Annotated in this window: 1 pseudogene; it reads left to right on the forward strand. The window is 39.0% G+C overall.

The features are described 5' to 3' along the window. Positions 1 to 277: pseudogene (locus QP324_RS12040) on the forward strand (tRNA 4-thiouridine(8) synthase ThiI); the annotation flags it as partial.

Below are 277 nucleotides of genomic sequence, written 5' to 3' on the forward strand. Positions count from 1 at the left end.
GTCAGGAGGCATTGATTCACCAGTTGCTGGTTATTTAGCTATGAAACGTGGCGTGGAAGTAGAAGCTGTCCATTTTGCTAGTCCGCCTTATACAAGTGAACAAGCGTTACAAAAGGCTAAAGATTTAGCTGGAAAATTAGTCCCTTATGTAGGAACTATTCAATTTATTGAAGTGCCCTTTACAGAAATTCAAGAAGAAATAAAACGAGTTGTTCCCCAAGGCTACTTAATGACCATTACACGACGTTTAATGTTACGCTTAACAGATGCAATTCGT

Source organism: Corynebacterium sp. UMB0012 (assembly GCF_030216265.1).
In the GTDB taxonomy this organism is placed as follows: Bacteria; Actinomycetota; Actinomycetes; order Mycobacteriales; family Mycobacteriaceae; genus Corynebacterium.